Here is a 13,192-nt window from a genome sequence, read left to right on the forward strand (position 1 = left end):
CTGGGGGAGGATGGCCGTGCAGGACATCATGGCGACCTGGGTCGGAGCGACCGCCAAGCAGATCGCCCGGGGCGTACGCCGAGGTGACGTCTCGGCGACCCAGGTCGTCGCCGACCACCTCGAGTACATCTCCCGAGCCGACCGTGAGCTGGCCGCGTTCCGCGCCGTTCGCGGCGGTGAGGCGATCACCGAGGCGGAGAAGGTCGACGAGCAGGAGGACCTGGCCAATCTGCCGCTGGCCGGGGTTCCGGTGGCGGTCAAGGAGAACACCCCGGTCGCCGGCCTGCCCACCTGGAACGGGTCGGCCGCCGCCCGCACCGACGTGGCGGAGGCGGACCACGAGGTGGTGCGTCGGCTGCGCGGCGCCGGCGCGGTGATCCTCGGCGTGACCCGGATGCCGGAGTTGGGGCTGTGGGCGCTGACCGACGACGACAGCGCGGTGACCCGTAACCCGTGGGACAGCACCCGTACCCCCGGTGGGTCCTCGGGTGGTGCCGCCGCCGCGGTCGCGGCCGGGCTGGTGCCGATCGCGCACGCCAACGACGGTCTCGGCTCGATCCGGATTCCCGCTGCCTGCTGCGGACTCGTCGGGCTCAAGCCCGGTCGGGGCGTGGTCCCCTGCCAGCTCGGGGCGGACGACTGGTTCGGCCTCACCGAGCACGGCATGTTGACCAGCACGGTCGCCGACGCGGCGGTCGGGTTCTCGGTGCTCGCCGGCCGGCGTCCCGAGAAGCTGGTCCCCCCGCAGCGGCTGCGGGTGGGAGTCTCGCTGCGCTCCCCGGTGCGCGGTGTCGCACCGGACGCGCCCAACCGGGACGCGGTCGCCGCCGCCGGCCGGCTCCTCGCCACTGCCGGGCACGACACGGTGCCGGCCGATCCGGTCTACCCCACCGCGCTCGGCCTCCAGGGCATCGCCACCTGGTTCGCCGCAGCCGCCACCGACGTCCGGGCCTCCGGTCTGGACCGGCGTGGGCTGCAACGGCGTACCCGACGGCACGTCGCGCTGGGCGAGTGGGCGCAGCGTCGCGGCTACGTGCGGGAGGCGGACCGGGCCGCGTGGCGGCAACGGTCGGTCGACTTCTTCACCGACCACTCGGTCGACCTGCTGCTCACCCCGGCCCTGGCCAGCGCGCCACCGGAGGCGGCCCGCTGGTCGCAGCGGTCCTGGCGGGCGAACATGACAGCCAACATCCGGTACGCCCCGTACGCCGCGCCCTGGAACATCGCCGGCCTGCCGGCTGTCGTCGTGCCGGTCGGTCGTCGCCCGGACGGCCTGCCGGTCGCCGTGCAACTGGTCGGTCCGCCCGGCTCGGAGCTGCTGCTGCTCGGTGTGGCCGGTCAGTTCGAGATGGCCGCCCCGTGGACGCGTCACGCCCCCGGCTATCCCCGAGTCGGCACAGGGTCACCGGCCACCGCATGATCGTCTAGGGTGTGCGCGCATCGTCGCGCGGACCCGGGGGACACCTATGCGCTGCCAGACCTGCGGGGACGCCACGTCCCCCGAAATCGACCACTGCCCACGGTGCTTCACGCCCCTCGGCCAGCCCGCCGTCAGGCCGGGGCTGCCGACCTACCGGGTACGTGGGATCGGCCTCGCGGCGAACGTCGCCGTCGGCGCGACAGCCGTGCTCTATCTGGTGGTTGCGCTGTCCTCGCTCATCGGCATCGTGCTGGCCCGGCGGGCCAAGGCCAACGACGACCCGGACCTGCTCGTCGGCGCGGGGATCATCGTCGCAGTGGTGGCGATGATCATGACGGTGGTACACCTCGCCGCCGCCGTACTGGTGATCATCTGGACCTGGCGGGCCCGCAGGAACACCGACGCCTTCCCCGGCGCCGAACCGGCCTTCCGGCCCGGTTGGGCGATCGCCGGCTGGCTGGTGCCCTTCGCGAACTTCGTAGTGCCGGCCCGGGTCGTGGCGGGAGTGGCCCGGGACAGCCTCTGGCGGCGGGCCACGCCGGCGCTCGTCTCCGTCTGGTGGTGCTCCTGGCTGGTGTTCAGCGTCGGTGAGCGGCTCGCCAGCCGCGCCGACGGCCGGGCCTACGAAAAGCTGGCAGAGATCCCGTTCAACGATGCCGGCTACCAGGCGTACGTCGACATGTACCAGGACTCCCTGGGCCGCGCCACGCTTCCCGCGCTGGGCTGCGTGATCGCGGCGGTGACGCTGATCATGCTGATCCACCGCATCTCCGCTGCTCAGGAGGCCCGGATTGACGGCGCCACCCCGCAGTGGCCGATCGCCCCGGTCTGGCCGGCCCAGACCTGGCCCGCAGCTCCGGCGGCGCAGCCCGCTTCGGCGGCGCAGCCCGCCCCGGAGGTGCCGGGAGTCGCGCCAGCTTCGTGATCCACTCGGGATCATTGAAGTCGGGGGGTCCAAGCGGCCCGGATACCGCGCTTTCCGGGATACCGAGTGGATCAACCCGGTCCGGTCGGCCGGCGCCCTGGTGGGCCGGCGCCCTGAACGGCCGCCGGTTCGGTCGGCCTGGCCCGCGGGTTGGTCGGGGAGTGCGGGTGGCACGATCGGGGCATGACGGAACTGGTCGGTCTCGACGACGTGCGGGCCGCACGGGAGTTGCTCGCTGGCGTCATCCGCACCACCCCGTTGGAGCCCTCCCGGCCGCTCAGCGCGGCACTGGGCGGGCCGACGTGGCTCAAGTGCGAGAACGTGCAGCGCGCCGGCTCGTACAAGGTGCGGGGCGCGTACGTGCGGATCTCCCGGTTGTCGGCGGCCGAGCGGGAGCGCGGCGTTGTCGCGGCGAGCGCGGGCAACCACGCGCAGGGCGTGGCTCTCGCCGCCGGCCTGGTGGGCACGCACGCCACCGTCTTCATGCCGGTCAACGCGCCGCTGCCGAAGGTGGCCGCCACGAAGGGGTACGGCGCGCAGGTCGAGTTGGCCGGCAACACAGTGGACGAGTCGCTGGTCGCCGCGCACACGTACGCCGAGCGCACCGGCGCGGTGCTGATCCACCCGTTCGACCACCCCGATGTGATCGCCGGGCAGGGCACTGTGGCGCTGGAGATCCTCGAACAGTGCCCGGACGTGAAGACGATCATCACCGGGGTGGGTGGCGGCGGTCTGATCTCGGGCATGGCGGTGGCCGTGAAGGCGTTGCGGCCGGACGTCCGGATCATCGGCGTCCAGGCGGCCGGGGCGGCGGCCTTCCCGCCCTCACTGGTGGCCGGGGAACCGGTACGGCTGCCCATCTTCTCCACCATCGCCGACGGCATCGCGGTCGGCCGGCCGGGGGAGATCACCTTCAACCACGTGCGCAAGCTGGTCGACGAGATCGTCACGGTCTCCGAGGAGGACATCTCCCGGGCCCTGCTGATGCTGCTGGAGCGGGGCAAGCAGGTGGTCGAGCCGGCCGGGGCTGTCGGTGTGGCCGCGCTGCTGGCCGGCGTGGTCGAGGTGCAGACCCCGGTGGTCGCGGTGCTCTCCGGCGGCAACATCGACCCGTTGCTGATGCTGCGGGTGATCGAGCACGGGTTGGCCGCGGCAGGTCGCTACCTGCGGGTGACCGTTCGCTGCTCGGATCGGCCGGGGCAGCTCGCGTCGTTGCTCAGCCAGATCGCCGAGCACCGGGCAAACGTGGTTGACGTGGAGCACCAGCGGGCCAACCCGCACCTCAGCCTCGGCGAGGTGGAGGTGGCGCTGTCGGTGGAGACCCGGGGCGTCGAGCACTCGGACACGCTGATCAGCGCCCTGCGGGCCAGCGGCTACCAGGTGGTCTTCGCGGCCGAGGCGTGACACCGGTGGGTGTCACGCCTCGGATGCGGGGTGCTGAGACAGCGGGTGCCGGCGACGGTCAGCCCGGCCGGCAGCGGGTAGCGCGGTCGGCGACGGGTAGCGCGGTCGGCGACGGTCAGCCGGAGAACGGTTCGAAGCTGACCACTGTCACCTTGATGTCGGCGCCGCTGGGCGCCGTGTAGGTGCAGGTCTGCCCGGCCCGGCCGCCCAGGATCGCCTTGCCGAGCGCGGACTCGGGGCTGTAGACGGTCAGGTCGGTGGTGGCCGCGATCTCCCGGGAACCGAGCAGGAAGGTCTCGGTGTCGTTGGTGTCGTCGTCGAAGTAGATCGTCACGACCATGCCGGGCGACACCGCGTCCGCCGTGGGCGCCGTGCCGACCTTCGCGGTGCGCAGCAGCTCCTGCAGGTAGCGGATGCGACCCTCGGCCTTGCCCTGCTCCTCGCGGGCGGCGTGGTAGCCGCCGTTCTCCTTCAGGTCGCCCTCCTCGCGCCGAGCGTTGATCTCGGCTGCGATCGCCGGGCGGTTGGCGATGTGCTCGTCGAGCTCGGCCTGGAGGCGGTCGTGCGCGTCCTGCGACAGCCAGGTGGCGGGCGCCTCGTTGCCAGTGGACACAGGCGTTCTCCTCAGTTGTGCGTGGCTGGCTGACAGGTGAATTACCAAGTTACCAGTGCGGTACGACACAGCGTGTCGGCCATCACCGCCGGTGTCCGGATCCGACACCGGGGGTAGGCGCCCCGTCAGCCCCGCTTCTGGTGCTGTTCGCGCAGCTCAGGACGGTGGTCGGCAGCGCAGAACCTCACCGATGAACGGCCGCGCGGTGGTGGTCAGGCGGTGCTGGGTCGTCACGTGCCGATCCCCGGGATCGGCGGTCACGGTGACCTGTTCGCGGCCCACCTCGGCACCGGCGCGGTCCCGGGCGCGCAGCACACAGACCGCTGATCCACCCGGTGGGACGGTCACCCGAAAGTCGACAAGCACCTGCTTGTCCGTGATGTCGGTGTAGGTGATCACTTGGGCGTCGTAGACCGGGTCGCCGTACTGGCGGTAGAGCCGGACCGAGATCACCGTCAGCGTCGCCAACAGCGCCAACAGCGCCAGCGCGGCAAGTAGCGTACGGCGGCGCTTTCCGCCCGGTGCCCGACGGCGGCCGTAGCGCCCGGCCGGGAATACCGGCGCGCCTGGTGAAATTGTGGCGTGCGTCTCGGTCACCGGCGGGTATCTCCTGGCGTTGTTGTCGGCGGCATCGGCAAGAATGACAGAGCCCATCCTCCCACCCGGTCCAGCGGCAGGAATGGCAGGTCATGCCCGGCGCTGCTGGCCGGCGACAGGGTGCGGTGAGGAAAGATCCCGGCAGGTCAGCCGGTCGAGCCCGGTCGGGTCAACCGTCCGGCACAGACGAGGAGCGCCGAAGTTGGCAGAGCAACTGCGTCTCATGGCCGTGCACGCGCACCCGGACGACGAGTCGAGCAAGGGCGCGGCGACGACGGCGAAGTATGTCGCTCAGGGGGTGGACGTCCTGGTCGTGACGTGCACCGGCGGCGAGCGCGGGAGCGTGCTCAACCCCAAGCTCGACCGGCCCGACGTGTGGGCCAACATCGGCGAGATCCGGCGTGCCGAGATGGACGCCGCGCGGGCGATCCTCGGCGTCGACCAGGCCTGGCTGGGCTTCGTCGACTCGGGCCTGCCCGAGGGCGATCCGTTGCCGCCGCTGCCCGAGGGCTGCTTCGCCCTCCAGGACGTCGAGGTCGCCGCGGGCCCGCTGGTGCGGCTGATGCGCGAGTTCCGTCCGCACGTCGTGACCACGTACGACGAGGAGGGTGGCTACCCGCACCCGGACCACATCATGTGTCACAAGGTGAGCGTGGCCGCGTTCGAGGCCGCTGGCGACCCGGAGCGCTACCCGGAGCTCGGCGCGCCCTGGCAGCCGCTGAAGCTCTACTACGACATCGGCTTCTCCAAGGGCAAGATCATGGCCTTGCACGAGGGCATGCTGGCCGCGGGTCTCGAGTCGCCCTACGAGGAGTGGCTCAAGAGGTGGGAGGATCGGCCCGACAAGGGCCCTCGGATCACCACCCGGGTCGAGTGCGCCGAATACTTCCCGGTCCGCGACGACGCGCTGCGCGCCCACGCCACCCAGGTCGACCCGGACGGCTTCTGGTTCCACGTGCCGATGGAGCTCCAGCGACGCGCCTGGCCGACCGAGGATTACGAGCTGGCCCGCTCGATGGTCGACAGCCCGCTGCCCGAGTCCGATCTCTTCGCGGGGGTGCGGGAGACGGCGCACGCGCGCTGATTCCCGTCGGGGCTACCCTGGTTACCAACCGCACATCGGAGGAACGCCATGCTGACCGCTGCCCAGGTGCTCGCGGAGAACAACTTCGGGGACACCCGCACGGGTGGTCTGGCCGGGCCGATGGGCCTCTTCCTCATCCTGCTGCTGGCCACCGCGACCATCCTGCTGATCCGCAACATGAACGCTCGGCTGCGCCGCCTGCCGGACCGTTTCCCCCAGCAGTCCGGGTCCACCGACTCGACCAGGGCCGATGCGGCAGTCGTCGATCCGACAGACGGGACCGGGGGGCGTGATTCATCCACGCCCGCTCCCAATGGGCACCAGCAGCACCTGAACGGGTAGTCCGCGCGTGAATCACGCCGAACCGGGTGGTCGCCCCCTGTTGCGGCCACCCGGTTTGGCTTAGCCTTCCGCCGGGGGGACCAAAAGTCCCCGAGCCGTGTGCGGGAGGGGGCGCCGATGACCAGCACAGCACCGGCCGCCCACCGCGACGTCGGTCGGTCGGCTGACGGGGGAGGTCGATGACCTCCGATCCGGCCGACGACCCGTTCGATCGGCTCGGGGTGCGTGGCACACCGGGCCGGCTGCTCGTGCTCACCGCCGCCGTCACGCTGACCGCCCTGGCCGCCGCCGCGGTCGGGTTGACCCTCCCGGTCCGGCTGCCGGCCGACGACCCTCTCGGCGGTCCGGCCCGCTTCGGCATCGCCGTCGCCGTCCTGGCCCTCGCCCAGCTCGCCCGGCTGCGATTCCGCTCGGCCGCGGGCATGGTCAGCATCACCTGGGGCGAGGCGGCCCTGATCGTCTGCCTCTACCTGACCCCGGCCGGCTGGCTCCCGTCCGCCACGCTGCTCGGCACCGGGCTGGCCTGGACACTGCTGTCACTGCACAACGACCGTCGTCCGGCCCTGGAGATCGTCCGGATCGCCGCGTCGCTGGCCGCCGCGTCGGCGCTGGCCGTCTCCGTGACCACCGCGCTCGGGCGGCCGCTGCTCTCGCCACCCACCCCGACGCTGGCGCTCGCCGTGATCGCCGGGTCGGTGACGTACCTCCTGGTGACCGCCTGGCTGGGCGGCGTGACGCTGGGCCTGCGGCACGGGCTGCCGATCGGGCCGCCGCTGCTCGCCGCGCTGCGCGGCAAGCTGCTGATGTTCGTCGGCAACGTGGCGGTCGGCCTCGTGGTGGTCGCTCTGCTGGAGCTCGACCCGCGCTGGTTGCTGTTGCTGCCGCCGCTGCTGTGGCTGTTGCAGCAGACCTACCGTTACCGGCTGCGCTCCGATCAGGAGCGCCGCACCTGGCGGGCCTTCGCCGAGGCCACCGCGGCCCTCAACCAGCTCGACGAGCGGGGCGTGGCCAGCGCCGCCGTCACCGGGGCGCTGACGCTGTTCAACGCCGAGCTGGTGGACGTCGACGTGGCCCGGGCCGACGGCCGGTGGCACCGCTACCGGGGCGACGCCAGCGGTCAGCTGGTCGACCGGGAGACCGGCCCACCGGACCAGTCGGAGCCGGACGAGCACGAGCTGAGCCGGGCGCTGTCGGTCGGCGCCGCGCCGGTCGGTCGGCTGCGGGTGCGGTTCCCCCGCTCGGCCCCGCCCACGGCCCGGGAACACGACGCGGTGGCCGCGTTCGGCGACGCGCTCGCCGCCGCGCTGCACGACGCCGCGACACACCACGAGCTGCGGCTGGTGACCGCCCGTTCGTCGTACGAGGCGGTGCACGACCCGCTCACCGGGCTCGCCAACCGGGCGGCGATGCTGAGCAAGGGCGACCAGTCGCTGCGACAGCTCAGCCACGACCACCCGGTGGCGCTGCTGCTGTTGGACATCAACCAGTTCAAGGAAGTCAACGACACCCTCGGCCACGCGGCGGGTGACCAGCTGCTGCGGCTGACCGCGAACCGCCTCAACGCGCTGGTCCGCGCCGGCGACCTGCTCGGCCGGCTCGGCGGCGACGAGTTCGCCCTGCTGCTCACGGCGGTGCCGGTGCTCGGCGACCGGGCCGCCCCGATGGCCCACGCGTTGCGTCAGGCCCGCGAGATCGCCGAGCGGCTGGCTGCGCCGACCGAGGTGGCCGGCGTACGGATGTCCATCGAGGTCTCGGTCGGGGTGGTGGTGGCCGCCGCGGGCACCGCGGACCTGACCGAGCTGCTGCGTCGGGCCGACATCGCGATGTACCAGGCCAAGGAGGGCGGCGGCAACGTCGCCGCGTACGACGGCGCGCGCGACGCGGCCAGCACCGACCAGCTCGCCCTGCTCGCCGAGCTGCGTGAGGCGTTGAAGGTCGACGATCAGCTGGTGCTGGCGTTGCAGCCGGCTGTCGACCTGGCCACGGGCGCTCCCACCGGGGTGGAGGCGCTGATCCGTTGGCAGCACCCCCGGCGTGGGTGGCTGAACCCGGCCGACTTCATCCGGCCGGTGGAGAACAGCGAGCAGCTCGGCACCTTCACCCGCTACGTGCTGAACAAGGCGCTCAGTGTGGCCGCCAGTTGGGCCCGGGAGGGGCTGGACGTCCCGATCTCGGTCAACCTCTCGGCACGCAGCCTGCTCGACCCCCGGTTGCCGGCGGAGATCGCCGACGCGTTGCGCCGCCACCAGGTGCCGCCGCACCGGCTCGTTCTGGAGATCACCGAGACGGTGGTGATGAGCGAGCTGGAGGTCATCGACGAGGTGCTGGCGACGCTCCGGTCGATGGGCGTGCAACTCGCCGTCGACGACTTCGGCACCGGCTTCTCGTCGCTGACCTTCCTCACCCGGATCGCCGTGGACGAGTTGAAGGTGGACCGCTCCTTCGTCATCCGGATGGCCGACTCGCCGGAGGCCGCCGCGATCGTCCGGACGACCGTCGGCCTCGCTCACGAGTTGGGGCTGCGGGTGGTCGCCGAAGGGGTGGAGACCGCCGAGCAGCGGATGGCACTGGCCGAGTTGGGTTGCACCTCCGCGCAGGGATACCACTTCTTCAAGCCGATGCCGGCGGACAAGATCGGCGCGGTGCTGGGATCGCTGCGCGACTCGGCGGAGTCGAACGTGTTCCGGCTCCGCGCCGACGGCGCGTCCTGACCGTCCGGGTGGAGCCCGCGCGGTCCGCGCCGGGGCTGGCTATGGTCGTCAGGTGAACCGACTCGCCGATGCCACCAGTCCGTACCTGCTCCAGCACGCCGACAACCCGGTCGACTGGTGGCAGTGGTCGGACGATGCGTTCGCCGAGGCGAAGCGGCGGGACGTTCCGGTGCTCATCTCGGTGGGCTACGCGGCCTGCCACTGGTGCCACGTCATGGCGCACGAGTCGTTCGAGAACGCGCAGGTCGGCGCCCTGATGAACGACAACTTCGTGTCGATCAAGGTGGATCGTGAGGAGCGCCCGGACGTGGACGCGGTCTACATGACCGCCACCCAGGCGATGACCGGCCAGGGCGGTTGGCCGATGACCGTCTTCGCCACACCGGACGGCACCCCGTTCTTCTGCGGCACCTACTTCCCGCGACCCAACTTCGTCCAGCTGCTCCAGTCGGTCGCCACCGCCTGGCGGGAGCAGCGCGAGGCGGTGCTGGGCCAGGGCGCCGCCGTGGTCGAGGCGATCGGCGGCGCGCAGGCCGTGGGCGGCCCCACCGCGCCGCTGGACGCCCCGCTGCTCGACGCGGCGGCCGCCAGGCTGGCCAGCGAGTACGACGCCACGAACGGCGGGTTCGGTGGCGCCCCGAAGTTTCCGCCGCACATGAACCTGCTCTTCCTGCTGCGCCACCATCAGCGCACCGGCGAACCGGGCAGCCTGGAGATCACCCGGCACACCGCCGAGGCCATGGCGCGGGGCGGCATCTACGACCAGCTCGCGGGCGGCTTCGCCCGCTACTCGGTGGATGCGCACTGGACGGTGCCGCACTTCGAGAAGATGCTCTACGACAACGCGCTGCTGCTGCGGGTCTACACCCAGCTGTGGCGACTCACCGGTGACCCGTTGGCCCGCCGGGTGGCTCGGGACACCGCCCGGTTCCTCGCCGACGAGCTGCACCGGCCGGGGCAGGGGTTCGCGTCCGCACTGGACGCCGACACCGAGGGCGTCGAGGGGCTCACCTACGCCTGGACGCCCGCCCAACTCGTCGAGGCGTTGGGCGAGGAGGACGGCCGGTTCGCCGCCGACCTGTTCACCGTCACCGACGAGGGCACCTTCGAAAAGGGCGCGAGCGTGCTCAAGCTCGCCCGGGACGTGGACGATGCCGCGCCCGAGGTACGCGCCCGCTGGCAGCAGGTGGTCGGGCGGCTGCTCGCCGCCCGGGACACCCGCCCACAGCCGGCCCTCGACGACAAGGTGGTGGCCGCCTGGAACGGCCTGGCGATCACCGCCATCGCCGAGTTCCAGCAGGTCGCCGCCGTCTACGCGTCCCCGCAGGACGTGGATGCCAACCTGATGGACGGCGTCACCATCGTCGCCGACGGTGCGATGCGCCAGGCCGCCGAGCACCTGGCCACCGTGCACCTGGTGGACGGCCGGCTGCGCCGGGTCTCCCGGGACGGCAAGGTCGGCGAGCCGGCTGGTGTCCTGGAGGACTACGGCTGCGTGGCCGAGGCCTTCTGCGCGCTGCACCAGCTCACCGGGGAGGGCCGCTGGCTCACAGTGGCCGGCGAGCTGCTGGACACCGCGCTGGCGCACTTCGCCGCGCCCGGCGGCGCCTTCTACGACACCGCCGACGACGCGGAGCGGCTCGTCGCCCGGCCGGCCGACCCGACCGACAACGCCACCCCGTCCGGCCGGTCGGCAATGATCGCCGGGCTGGTGGCGTACTCGGCGCTGACCGGGGAGACGCGCTACCGGGAGGCCGCCGAAGCGGCCCTCGGCACCGTCGCGCCGATCGTCGGGAAGCACCCCCGCTTCACCGGGTACGCGGCCATGGTCGGCGAGGCGTTGCTCTCCGGGCCGTACGAGATCGCCGTTGTCACCGACGACCCGGCCGGCGATCCCCTGGTGGCCGCCGCCCGCCGGCACGCCCCGCCCGGAGCTGTGGTCGTCGCCGGGCGTCCGGACCAGCCGGGTGTGCCGCTGCTCGCCGACCGTCCGTTGGTCGAGGGGCGGTCCGCCGCGTACGTCTGCCGGGGTTTCGTCTGCCAGCGGCCGGTCACCTCGGTCGAGGACCTGGTAGCCGAGCTGGGCTGAACGCACGGCCACGCCCGGTAGTCGCCCGCGCCGCCCGTCGGGTGGTCCCGCCAGCGCTTCGAAAGGCGGGTCGCCAGCCCTCCCGGTGGGCCCGCCGCCGGCCCGGATAGGCTGGCCGCGCTATGGATTCCCGTACCGGTCTGCCAGTTGTCGGCATGGTGGGTGGCGGCCAGTTGGCCCGGATGACCCACCAGGCCGCGATCGCCCTCGGCCAGTCACTGCGTGTGCTCGCGACCGCCCCCGACGACGGCGCGGCGCTGGTCGCCGCCGACGTCCAGTACGGCGACCACACCGACCTGGCCGCCCTGCGCACCTTCGCCAGGGGCTGCGACGTGGTCACCTTCGACCACGAGCACGTGCCCTCCGAGCACATCTGCACGCTGGCGGCGGAAGGGGTGTCCCTCTACCCGCCGGCGGACGCGCTTCTGCACGCCCAGGACAAGCAGGTCATGCGGGAGCGCCTGGCCGAGCTGGGTGCGCCCAACCCGGCCTGGCGGCCGGTCGGGGAGCCCGCCGACCTCGTCGGCTTCGGCGAGCAGGTCGGCTGGCCGGTGGTGCTCAAGGCGGCCCGGGGTGGGTACGACGGTCGGGGCGTCTGGATGGTCGACGACGCCGTACAGGCCACCGAGTTGGCGACCACGCTGCTCGCTGGCGGCACCCGGCTGATCGTCGAGGAGCGGGTGCCACTGCGGCGGGAGTTGGCCGTACAGGTGGCCCGTTCGCCGTTCGGTCAGGTGGCCGCGTACCCGGTGGTCGAGACGGTGCAGCGCGACGGCATCAACGTGGAGGTGCTGGCCCCGGCGCCCGGCCTGGACGAGGAGCTGGCGGTCTCCGCTCAGCAGCTCGCCATCGACCTGGCCACCGCGCTCGGTGTGATCGGCCTGCTGGCCGTTGAGCTGTTCGAGGTGCGCGACACCGCCGGCCGGCCCGCGATCGTGGTCAACGAGCTGGCGATGCGTCCGCACAACTCCGGGCACTGGACCATCGAGGGTGCCCGGACCTCGCAGTTCGAGCAGCACCTGCGGGCCGTGCTGGACTACCCGATGGGTGACACCGCGCTGACCGCCCCGGTGGTGGTGTCGGCGAACGTGCTCGGCGGTGAGCCGGGCGGGATGTCGATCGACGAGCGGTTGCACCACCTCTTCGCCGCCGAGCCGGGTGCCAAGGTGCACCTGTACGGCAAGCAGGTGCGACCCGGCCGCAAGATCGGGCACGTCACGGTGCTCGGTGACGACCTGGACGACCTGCGGGCCCGGGCCGCGAGGGCCGCGCGTTGGCTGCGCGAGGGCCACGAGTGAGTGACGGTTTCGGCAGCGAGGAGAGGGCCGCAGTGAGCACGGTTGGCTTGATCATGGGCAGCGACTCGGACTGGCCGACAATGCGGGGTGCGGCCGAGGTGTTGGACGACTTCGGCGTGGCGTACGAGGTCCGGGTGATCTCGGCGCACCGGACTCCGGTCGCGATGATCGAGTACGGGCGCGACGCCGCCGACCGGGGCCTCAAGGTGATCATCGCGGGGGCGGGGGGTGCCGCCGCGCTGCCCGGCATGGTGGCCTCGGTGACGCCGCTGCCGGTGATCGGTGTGCCGGTGCCGCTGAAGCACCTCGACGGCATGGATTCGCTGCTGTCCATCGTGCAGATGCCGGCCGGGATCCCGGTCGCCACAGTGTCGATCGGCAACGCCCGCAACGCCGGCCTGCTCGCCGTGCGGATCCTCGGTGCCGCCGACGAGGGCCTGCGCGCCAAGATGACGACCTACCAGCAGGACCTGGAAAAGCTGGTAGCAACAAAGGAAGCCGCCCTCCAGGCAACCCTGCCCCAGCGCTAGCCCCAGCCCTCACCCCCGCGAGCCCCGTCCCACCCCGCGAGCCCCGTCCCACCCCGCAAGCCCCGCCCCGCCCCACCCCGCAAGCCCTCAGCCTCGGCGCTCCCACCCTCACCCCGGCGATCTTGCACCTTCTGTTGTTGCTTTGTGGCTTTCACGCCTTATGTCGCAACAGAAAGTGC

The 13,192-nt window shown here is 72.3% G+C and carries 11 protein-coding genes; 9 read left to right on the plus strand and 2 right to left on the minus strand.

The features are described 5' to 3' along the window. Window positions 1-10: 10 nt before the first annotated feature. From ABZS40_RS02865 to ilvA, 3 genes are all read left to right on the plus strand, one after another. On the plus strand, window positions 11-1,420 hold the full coding sequence (locus tag ABZS40_RS02865; RefSeq protein WP_354941252.1) for an amidase family protein: 1,410 nt from the start codon (window positions 11-13) through the stop codon (window positions 1,418-1,420). A gap of 46 nt (window positions 1,421-1,466) precedes the next feature. Beyond that, window positions 1,467-2,345 carry a DUF4328 domain-containing protein gene (locus ABZS40_RS02870; RefSeq protein WP_354941254.1) on the plus strand — a complete coding sequence of 293 codons (879 nt, stop codon included), beginning with the start codon at window positions 1,467-1,469 and terminating at the stop codon, window positions 2,343-2,345. A gap of 183 nt (window positions 2,346-2,528) precedes the next feature. Then, on the plus strand, window positions 2,529-3,749 hold the full coding sequence (gene ilvA, locus ABZS40_RS02875; RefSeq protein ID WP_354941256.1) for a threonine ammonia-lyase: 1,221 nt from the start codon (window positions 2,529-2,531) through the stop codon (window positions 3,747-3,749). 115 nt (window positions 3,750-3,864) lie between these two features. Here the strand turns inward: ilvA and greA are convergent, their stop codons facing one another. Further along, the gene (gene greA, locus ABZS40_RS02880; protein WP_145787265.1) at window positions 3,865-4,362 is read right to left on the minus strand and encodes a transcription elongation factor GreA; all 498 of its coding nucleotides are present in this window, start codon (window positions 4,360-4,362) and stop codon (window positions 3,865-3,867) included. Between the two features lie 156 nt (window positions 4,363-4,518). Further along, entirely contained in the window at window positions 4,519-4,959 is a 441-nt protein-coding gene (locus ABZS40_RS02885) for a DUF4307 domain-containing protein (RefSeq protein WP_354941592.1), read from the minus strand. Between the two features lie 202 nt (window positions 4,960-5,161). Between ABZS40_RS02885 and mca the strand changes: the two genes are divergently transcribed. The 6 genes from mca (at window position 5,162) to purE (ending at window position 13,013) form a co-directional block, all read left to right on the plus strand. After that, window positions 5,162-6,043, plus strand: a complete 882-nt coding sequence (gene mca / locus ABZS40_RS02890) for a mycothiol conjugate amidase Mca (protein ID WP_203126352.1) — start codon at window positions 5,162-5,164, stop codon at window positions 6,041-6,043. Between the two features lie 48 nt (window positions 6,044-6,091). Next, entirely contained in the window at window positions 6,092-6,385 is a 294-nt protein-coding gene (locus ABZS40_RS02895) for a hypothetical protein (protein ID WP_354941259.1), read from the plus strand. Between the two features lie 179 nt (window positions 6,386-6,564). Then, entirely contained in the window at window positions 6,565-9,096 is a 2,532-nt protein-coding gene (locus ABZS40_RS02900; protein ID WP_354941261.1) for a bifunctional diguanylate cyclase/phosphodiesterase, read from the plus strand. Between the two features lie 52 nt (window positions 9,097-9,148). Beyond that, window positions 9,149-11,185 carry a thioredoxin domain-containing protein gene (locus tag ABZS40_RS02905; RefSeq protein ID WP_354941263.1) on the plus strand — a complete coding sequence of 679 codons (2,037 nt, stop codon included), beginning with the start codon at window positions 9,149-9,151 and terminating at the stop codon, window positions 11,183-11,185. 122 nt (window positions 11,186-11,307) lie between these two features. Further along, window positions 11,308-12,483 (plus strand): 5-(carboxyamino)imidazole ribonucleotide synthase, encoded by a 1,176-nt coding sequence (locus ABZS40_RS02910; protein ID WP_354941265.1) that lies wholly within the window; start codon window positions 11,308-11,310, stop codon window positions 12,481-12,483. Between the two features lie 32 nt (window positions 12,484-12,515). Beyond that, window positions 12,516-13,013 carry a 5-(carboxyamino)imidazole ribonucleotide mutase gene (purE, locus tag ABZS40_RS02915; protein ID WP_354941267.1) on the plus strand — a complete coding sequence of 166 codons (498 nt, stop codon included), beginning with the start codon at window positions 12,516-12,518 and terminating at the stop codon, window positions 13,011-13,013. Window positions 13,014-13,192: the final 179 nt, after the last annotated feature.

The sequence above is a fragment of the Micromonospora sp. NPDC005324 genome, from assembly GCF_040607155.1.
In the GTDB taxonomy this organism is placed as follows: domain Bacteria; phylum Actinomycetota; class Actinomycetes; order Mycobacteriales; family Micromonosporaceae; genus Micromonospora; species Micromonospora trifolii.

Excerpts from the sequence above, each read along its gene's own strand:
- ABZS40_RS02910 (WP_354941265.1), top strand. The coding sequence starts at position 11,308 with ATGGATTCCCGTACCGGTCTGCCAGTTGTCGGCATGGTGGGTGGCGGC.
- ABZS40_RS02870 (WP_354941254.1), top strand. The coding sequence starts at position 1,467 with ATGCGCTGCCAGACCTGCGGGGACGCCACGTCCCCCGAAATCGACCAC.
- ilvA (WP_354941256.1), top strand. The coding sequence starts at position 2,529 with ATGACGGAACTGGTCGGTCTCGACGACGTGCGGGCCGCACGGGAGTTG.
- ABZS40_RS02900 (WP_354941261.1), top strand. The coding sequence starts at position 6,565 with ATGACCTCCGATCCGGCCGACGACCCGTTCGATCGGCTCGGGGTGCGT.
- ABZS40_RS02895 (WP_354941259.1), top strand. The coding sequence starts at position 6,092 with ATGCTGACCGCTGCCCAGGTGCTCGCGGAGAACAACTTCGGGGACACC.
- ABZS40_RS02865 (WP_354941252.1), top strand. The coding sequence starts at position 11 with ATGGCCGTGCAGGACATCATGGCGACCTGGGTCGGAGCGACCGCCAAG.